Below are 7,697 nucleotides of genomic sequence, written 5' to 3'. Positions count from 1 at the left end.
CGGCTGCCCCCGGCCCTCCGCGTCGATCAGCACGATCCCGCAGGACGGGCCCGGCGAGTCGCCGGACCCGGTCACGCCCTCGCCGACGCGGCCCCCGCCGGCGACCGCCACCGGATCCTCGTGAGGCCGGCGACGTAGCGCTCAGCCCCAGGTCAGGCAACCGCCCGAGGAGACGGCGAGGGCACCGCCGTCGCCGCCGGGCAGGCCGCGCACGGCACCACAAGAGGCCCCGGACGCGAAAAAGGGCCGCGCCAGACCGGGGGAGGGCTGGCGCGGCCCAGGATCGCCGGGGGAACCATCCCATGCCCTGGATGTGGCCGGCGAGTCGGGGTGCGAGTCGGATGTCAGTGGGCCGTGGCGAACTGCTCCTCTTCGGTCGAACCCTTGAGCGCGGTCGTCGAGGAGTCGGGCGCGACGGCCGTGCTGATCAGGTCGAAGTAGCCGGTGCCGACCTCACGCTGGTGCCGGGTGGCGGTGTAGCCGCGCGACTCGGCCGCGAACTCGGCCTCCTGCAGGTCCACGTACGCCGTCATGCCGCTGTTGGCGTAGCCCTGGGCCAGGTTGAACATCGAGTAGTTCAGCGAGTGGAAGCCGGCCAGCGTGATGAACTGGAACTTGTACCCCATGTGGCCCAGCTCCTTCTGGAACTTGGCGATCGTGGAGTCGTCGAGGTGCTTCTTCCAGTTGAACGACGGCGAGCAGTTGTAGGCGAGCATCTGGTCCGGGTACTCGGCCTTGATCGCCTCGGCGAACTCCCGTGCCACGTCGAGGTCGGGCGTGCCGGTCTCCATCCAGAGCAGGTCGGAGTGCGGCGCGTACGCCAGGCCGCGCGCGATGCAGGACTCGATGCCGTTGCGGACCCGGTAGAAGCCCTCCGAGGTGCGCTCGCCGGTGGTGAAGCGCTGGTCGCGGGGGTCCACATCGCTGGTCAGGAGCGTCGCGGCCTGGGCGTCGGTCCGCGCGATGATCAGGGACGGGACGCCGGCCACGTCGGCGGCCAGGCGGGCGGCGTTGAGCGTCTTGATGTGCTGGCCGGTCGGGATGAGCACCTTGCCGCCCAGGTGGCCGCACTTCTTCTCGGAGGCGAGCTGGTCCTCCCAGTGCACGCCCGCCGCGCCGGCGGCGATCATGCCCTTCATCAGCTCGTACGCGTTCAGCACGCCGCCGAAGCCCGCCTCGGCGTCGGCCACGATGGGCGCGAGCCAGTGCGGGGCGTCGGCCACGCCCTCCGACCAGGTGATCTGGTCGGCGCGCAGCAGCGCGTTGTTGATGCGGCGCACGACGGCGGGCACCGAGTTGGCCGGGTAGAGGCTCTGGTCGGGGTAGGTGTGACCGCCCAGGTTGGCGTCGGCGGCCACCTGCCAGCCGGACAGGTAGATCGCCTGGAGACCGGCCTTCACCTGCTGCACGGCCTGGTTGCCGGTCAGCGCGCCAAGAGCGTGGACGTAGTCCTCGGTGTGCAGCAGCCGCCACAGCCGCTCGGCGCCGAGCCGGGCGAGCGTGTGCTCCTCCTGGACACTGCCACGCAACTTGATCACGTCTTCGGGGCTGTAGGTGCGCTCGACACCCTCCCAGCGAGGGTCGTTCTCCCATTCGTCCCGCAGCTGCTCAGCAGCTCCCTTGAGGCGATCGTTCATGTTTCCACTCCTTTGTCGTCCCCTGGGGCCTGTGTCGAGTGTCTGCCCTCCGATCCCATGATCAGAAGCGATTGACGAGGCGAAGAAGCGCGAAAATTCTCTTCGAGAAAATACTTAGGAGTATTACAGGGTGAAGAAAACGCGACTTTTCCCGTTGGACTAGACCAATCTCAGGGCGGATGGCGGGCGGGGTGCGGGCGGGCCGGATCGCCCCCTTGTCCGCCCTTTGTCGCAGGTCCGGGCTGGAAGATGGCCAGAATTTCTGTCTAAGATTGCCGCATGGTGTCCTTGATGGGTGAAGAACCGCTGTCTTTGACGCAGGAGCTCGATCTCCTCGCGTTCGGGCAACGCCTGCGCCACCTGCGCAAACAGCGCGGCCTTACCCTCTCCGACCTGGGCACGCGCGTCGACAGGGCGCCCAGCCAGCTCTCACTGCTGGAGAACGGCAAGCGGGAGCCGAAGCTCTCCCTGCTCAAGTCGCTCGCCACCGCGCTCGGCGTGCCCGTCGAGGAGCTGCTGCGCCGCCAGCCGCCCAACCGGCGCGCCCAGCTGGAGATCGCGCTGGAGGAGGCGCAGCGCGACCCTCTCTACGCCTCGCTCGGCCTGCCCAGGCTCAAGGTCTCCGCGCGGGTGCCCAACGACGTGCTCGAACACATCCTCGGCCTGTACGGCGAGCTGCGCGCCCGCCAGGCCAGGGGCACCGCCACCCCGGAGGAGGCCAGGGCCGCCAACGCCGAGCTGCGGCGCAGGCAGCGCGAGCTCGGCAACTACTTCCCCGAGATCGAGAAGGCCGCCGCCGAATCGCTCGCCTCCGTCGGCTACCGCACCGGCGCCCTGTCGCAGAGCATGATCCAGGCGCTGGTCACCCACTTCGGCTACACCGTGCACACCGCCCAGGACCTGCCCCGCTCCGTGCGCTCCATCACCGACCTGCGCAACCGCCGCATCTACGTCAAGCACGAGCAGCTCGGCATGCACACACCGCGGACCATCCTGCTGCAGACCCTCGGCCACCTCGCGCTCGGCCACGGCAAGCCCCGCGACTTCGCCGACTTCCTGCGCCAGCGCACCGAGGCCAACTACTTCGCCGCCGCCGTGCTCGTCCCGGAGAAGGCCGCCGCCCCCTACCTCCAGGAGGCCAAGGCCGACCGGGCGGTGTCGGTGGAGGACCTGCGCGACGTGTTCGCCGTCTCCTACGAGATGGCCGCCCACCGCTTCACCAACCTCGCCACCCACCACCTCGGGCTGGTCTGCCACTTCGTCCGCAACGACGCCGGCGGCACCATCTACAAGGCGTACGAGAACGACGGCATCGTCTTCCCGGCCGACGAGCAGGGGGCGATCGAGGGGCAGCGGATGTGCCTGCAGTGGTCGGGGCGGCAGGTGTTCGCCTCGCCCGACCGGTTCTCCGTCTTCTACCAATACTCCGACTCGCCCACCGGCACCTACTTCTGCGTCGCCCACGTCGACCCCTCGCGCGAGCGCGATTTCGCGATCACGCTCGGCGTGCCCTACCGGGAGTCGCGCTGGTTCCGGGGCCGCGAGACGACCAGCCGCACCAAGTCCAACTGCCCCAACGGCGACTGCTGCCGCCGCCCGCCCGCCGAGCTGGCCGAACGCTGGGAGGGCTACGCCTGGCCGTCGGCCCGCGCCAACTCGCACGTCCTGGCCGCGCTGCCGCCCGGTTCGTTCCCCGGCGTGGACGAGGCCGACGTCTACACCTTCCTCGAACGGCACGCCGCCACGATGTGACCGCCCCGCGCCGGGACCGGGCGAGATCATCCGGATGATCCAATCGCCTGGCCGCGCAGGCTACCCGCCGGTAGGGTGGTGTCACCCGGGGACGTTTCAGGGAGCGTGCATGAGCGGCGGGTTCAGTCTGGAGCTCAGCGGTGACGTGGTCGAGGTACGCGACTGGGTGCACGCCTTCGCCCGCGACGTGATCCGCCCCGCCGGGGCCGAGTGGGACGAGCGCGAGGAGACCCCCTGGCCCGTCATCCAGGACGCCGCCAAGATCGGGCTGTACTCGCTCGACTTCTTCGCCACCCAGTGGTTCGAGGAGAGCGGCCTGGCGCTGCCCGTGGCGTTCGAGGAGATCTTCTGGGGCGACGCCGGCATCGGCCTGGCCATCGTCGGCACCGGCCTCGCCGCCGCCGCGCTGTCGGCCAACGGCACGCCGGAGCAGTTGGGGGAGTGGCTGCCCCAGATGTTCGGCACCCCGAACGACGTCAAGGTCGGCGCCTTCTGCGTCTCCGAGCCCGACGCCGGCTCCGACGTGGGCTCCATCCGCACCCGCGCCGTCCACGACCGGGGCGACTGGGTGCTGAACGGCGTCAAGACCTGGGCCACCAACGGCGGCATCGCCAACGTCCACGTGGTCGTCGCCTCCGTCGAGCCGGAGCTCGGCACCCGCGGCCAGGCCACGTTCGTCATCCCGCCCGGCACGTCCGGCCTGTCCATGGGCCAGAAGTTCAGGAAGCACGGCATCCGCGCCTCCCACACCGCCGAGGTCGTCCTGGACGACGTCCGCGTCCCCGGCTCGTGCCTGCTGGGCGGCAAGGAGAAGCTCGACGCCCGGCTCGCGAGGGTCCGCGGCGGCGAACGCGCCGGCGAGCAGGCGGCCATGCGCACCTTCGAGACCACCCGCCCCTCCGTCGCCGCCATGGCGGTCGGCATCGCGCGCGCCGCCTACGAGTACGCCAGGGACTACGCCCGCGAGCGCGAGCAGTTCGGCCGCAAGATCGGCGAGAACCAGGCCATCGCGTTCCTCCTGGCGGAGATGGCCACCCGCGTGGACATGGCCCGCCTGCTGACCTGGCGCGCCGCCTGGATGGCCAGGACCGGCAAGCGCTTCGGGCAGGCGGAGGGCTCGATGTCGAAGCTGGTGTCGGGCGAGACGGCGGTGTGGGTGACGGAGCAGGCGATCCAGATCCTCGGCGGAGCCGGCTACACGAGGGAGCATCCGGTGGAGCGCTTCCACCGCGACGCCAAGATCTACACGATCTTCGAGGGCACGTCGGAGATCCAGCGGCTCATCATTGGCCGCGCGGTGACGGGCCTGCCGGTGAAGTAAGAATTCCGCAGGTCAGGCGGCTGGCATGGCCATAGGGCGGTTGTCTCGCCACGCCTTCCCCAGCCGACGGATCATCAGGCGTCAGACGCCAGTTCTGTCTCATGCCTCAGGGGGATCCTGGCCGACGGAACTGCCGGTCGATGGCTTCGCGTACCCGGTCGTGCGACGAAGGCAGCATGTGAGCGTAGACACGCAGAGTAAGCGCCGGGTCGGCGTGCCCTAGGTACTCGGATAGATCCTTGATGGTCACGCCACCTGCCAGGGTGACGCTGGCGAAGTAGTGGCGGAGCTGGTGCGTGCCCTGCTGTCGAGACGTGAGGTACCTTCGCCTGCCTCGTGCGTCCTTGGTCGGTGCCGGGATGACCCGGCCGCGACGAGCGCGGGCTTCCAGATGGTCTCGTCGTAGCTGCGGTGCCGAATGTGTAAGTCGTCGGTGGCCCAACGGAACAGCAGGTCGTGGGTATGCGGCTTCCCGCTGAGCTTCTCCCACGGCAAGGTGTACGGCCGCTTCCGCTCTCTGTGCACTGATCCCCGCCAGCTGGGCGAGCGCGATCGGCAAGGAATCCGTCCAGCCGCCCATCGCGGCTCGCCGGGCGTGGCGATAGGTTCGCAATCATCCTCGCTGCCCGCCTGCGGTCACCACCCAGGCAGGCCGCGATCTCTGGATTCCGGCGCTGGCCATCGCTTATTCCTGATACAGGTTCCGCAGTCGATCCTCCGGCACTGGTATCGGGATGACGGCGCACCCGGATGAAAGCAGAGCCGAGTCTTTGTACGTGACGACCGAAAGATTCTCCTGTCCAATAGCCAGCCGGAGCGCATGTCCTGCCAAATATTCCCGCACCGTGAGCAGGACCCGATCGGCGGCCGATGTGCGCGCGGCTCGCCCGATGACCAAGTACAGATCGTTGTCACGACTCAATGGATCCGCGTGGTACTTGTGCAAGATGTTCGCCGCCTGGAACGCGCGGCGAGCCTCGTTCAGCTTGTCGCCCTCCGCCCATCCAACGACAACGGCGCGGCCTTGCTGGAACGAGAAGGACCGGTTGTACGGGTGCGAGCCGCGACTGGTGAACCCATAATCCCGATCCAACCGGTATCCTCCGATACGGACCTGCAACTGCAGATCATTCAGCATTTGGGCCGCCGCGGCGAGATCCATGTGTCTCTGCTCGTGCCTGAGTTCGAGATAGTTTCTGTTGAGGACCTGACCGCTGTCGTTCGGCAGCACGCCTTCGAGGCCGATGATCGTGCAATGGATCTGATCCAGCGGATGCGGCTCGAATGACTGCCCCAGGCCACCGGCCAGAATTTCCTGAATGGTGACGATCAGGTCCTTGACGGCGTCGGGCTTCTCACCGTACATGGCGACCAGGGTGACATTCCCGTTGCGTATCCCGGATGACAGCGGCATAGGTGTCATCCTCGACTCACACGAGGCTGGACGGACAGTCTCCGGCGGAGTTCGGCGAGGCGCAGATGAGCTTGTCTTCGATCACCGAACCACTCGGCACCCCCGACGCGTTCTGGTCGGCCATGGATCACGCTTTCGTACGGGCCCGTGGCCAAACCCGCAAGACTCCCGCGAAGAAGCTGCACTGGCGTACCTCCGAGTTCCGGACCAACTTGAACTACAATCTCCTCACGCACCGCCGCCTCGTGGTCGAGGACGTGAGTCTCCTGCTGAGCAGGGAGCTGATGCGCCTTCTCGACCAGGAGTCCGGGCAACCCCAATACCGAGATTTTCTGCGTGAAGGCGTGATCGTTCCAGCCCTGCGTGAGTCGGTCTCTTCGTTCGAAGAGCTCGCGGACGCGATGCTGCGGCACAAGCAATACCAGGACCTCGGCCCAGACCTTCTGCACACCTTCGCCAAGTCGCTCGACGGCACCAACCCCGAGGTCGCATGCACGACCACCGAGGAAAATCGACAGTTGATGCACGAGCTGGTCGAGAACAAGTTCCTCGAGCGGGAGGCCTGGGCGGAGGTGGGTCTGGGGGCTTTCAGCAGCCGACTGACCGACTACGTGCCCCAGGCCACGGCCGAGAATCGATCCGATTTCTACCGGCGCACCGAGTTCTGGGAGTTCGCCGACCGGTTGGACGAGAAAAAAGAGCACGCTCTGGCCCAGCTGATACGCGCGCAGATCTCCGTGCTGTCCCTAGGAGTCGTGGCGACCAATCTGAACCTGCACTCGATATTCCCAGCCCCCTACGCCGACCACGTGGACCGGGTCTTCGGAACCCATCGCCCTTGGCATATCCGCGACGATCAGATGATGGTACCGGAACGCTCCATCCTCGACCACGATCTCAACGCGATCCAGCGCGACATCCGCATCCTGGCGAGCTACCTCACCCCCGACCAGGTCTGGGAGATCCGCGAGAGCGATGAGTTCCACGACTATCTGAAGGGCGTGCGTCGAGCCGACGAACTCGAACCGCGCGCATCATGCGCGGCACTCCTGGACACGATGAGGATCTATTATCGCCACCTGGAAGTGGCTCTCGGCGCACGACTGCAGGGAGAGCACACGGAATGGACGCGGCTGCGGTCCCTCTCACGCTGGGTCAGTAGGACTGAGCGCACCGTCCCCGGCGCAGTAGGGTTGATCTCCAACATCGTCACAGGGTTCTCAGGCATGCCACCGCTGACCGGACTCGTTTTGTCCACCGTGCCCGCAGGTTTGATGAGCGCGTGCCTTCACCTCTACAGCCGTCACATCAAGGCGGATCAGCAGCGCCTTGACAGCCGGGCCAGAAGCAGCGCGGGTACGTTGGTCCGCCCCTCCGGGTCACTCGCCGTCGAACTCTACGGACCTGTCGACCTGCGAGACTGGACCGGATCAGCCGGATCCGTCACATAATCCGGCGTACGGCCGCGACTTCCATACGAAGTGCACGTGAGAGTAGGGGTTAGTCTTCGGTCTGCCTGACGGCAGGCCCGTTCTGGGCTGAAAATCGGGGTGGTTGCCCGCCGACGTCGTCT

6 protein-coding genes are annotated in these 7,697 nt (G+C 67.4%); 3 read left to right on the top strand and 3 right to left on the bottom strand.

Annotated features, from left to right (window positions below; translation table 11 throughout):
* Positions 1 to 344: 344 nt before the first annotated feature.
* The gene (gene aceA / locus DQW85_RS31300) at positions 345 to 1,637 is read right to left on the bottom strand and encodes an isocitrate lyase (protein ID WP_113703403.1); all 1,293 of its coding nucleotides are present in this window, start codon (positions 1,635 to 1,637) and stop codon (positions 345 to 347) included.
* Positions 1,638 to 1,949: 312 nt separating this feature from the next.
* Here aceA and DQW85_RS31295 point away from each other — a divergent pair, with 312 nt between their 5' ends.
* Entirely contained in the window at positions 1,950 to 3,389 is a 1,440-nt protein-coding gene (locus DQW85_RS31295; RefSeq protein ID WP_113703402.1) for a helix-turn-helix transcriptional regulator, read from the top strand.
* A 109-nt stretch (positions 3,390 to 3,498) separates the two neighbouring features.
* Entirely contained in the window at positions 3,499 to 4,710 is a 1,212-nt protein-coding gene (locus DQW85_RS31290) for an acyl-CoA dehydrogenase family protein (RefSeq protein ID WP_113703401.1), read from the top strand.
* A gap of 106 nt (positions 4,711 to 4,816) precedes the next feature.
* On the opposite strand, the gene DQW85_RS31285 is transcribed toward DQW85_RS31290, so the two are convergent.
* Together DQW85_RS31285 and DQW85_RS31280 are read right to left on the bottom strand one after the other, a co-directional pair.
* Positions 4,817 to 5,290 carry a tyrosine-type recombinase/integrase gene (locus DQW85_RS31285; protein ID WP_113703400.1) on the bottom strand — a complete coding sequence of 158 codons (474 nt, stop codon included), beginning with the start codon at positions 5,288 to 5,290 and terminating at the stop codon, positions 4,817 to 4,819.
* Between the two features lie 105 nt (positions 5,291 to 5,395).
* Positions 5,396 to 6,124, bottom strand: a complete 729-nt coding sequence (locus DQW85_RS31280; protein ID WP_113703399.1) for a hypothetical protein — start codon at positions 6,122 to 6,124, stop codon at positions 5,396 to 5,398.
* A gap of 2 nt (positions 6,125 to 6,126) precedes the next feature.
* Between DQW85_RS31280 and DQW85_RS31275 the strand changes: the two genes are divergently transcribed.
* The gene (locus DQW85_RS31275; protein WP_113703398.1) at positions 6,127 to 7,575 is read left to right on the top strand and encodes a hypothetical protein; all 1,449 of its coding nucleotides are present in this window, start codon (positions 6,127 to 6,129) and stop codon (positions 7,573 to 7,575) included.
* The last annotated feature ends 122 nt before the right edge of the window (positions 7,576 to 7,697 follow it).

The organism is Nonomuraea lactucae (assembly GCF_003313395.1).
Taxonomy (GTDB): Bacteria; Actinomycetota; Actinomycetes; order Streptosporangiales; family Streptosporangiaceae; genus Nonomuraea; species Nonomuraea lactucae.
Note: the sequence above shows the minus strand (reverse complement) of the source record. Positions and strands in the feature narration are given on the sequence as shown.

Bases quoted from the DNA above. Each gene is read 5' to 3' on its own strand.
- aceA (WP_113703403.1), bottom strand. From the start codon at position 1,637: ATGAACGATCGCCTCAAGGGAGCTGCTGAGCAGCTGCGGGACGAATGG.
- DQW85_RS31290 (WP_113703401.1), top strand. From the start codon at position 3,499: ATGAGCGGCGGGTTCAGTCTGGAGCTCAGCGGTGACGTGGTCGAGGTA.
- DQW85_RS31285 (WP_113703400.1), bottom strand. From the start codon at position 5,290: ATGGGCGGCTGGACGGATTCCTTGCCGATCGCGCTCGCCCAGCTGGCG.
- DQW85_RS31280 (WP_113703399.1), bottom strand. From the start codon at position 6,124: ATGCCGCTGTCATCCGGGATACGCAACGGGAATGTCACCCTGGTCGCC.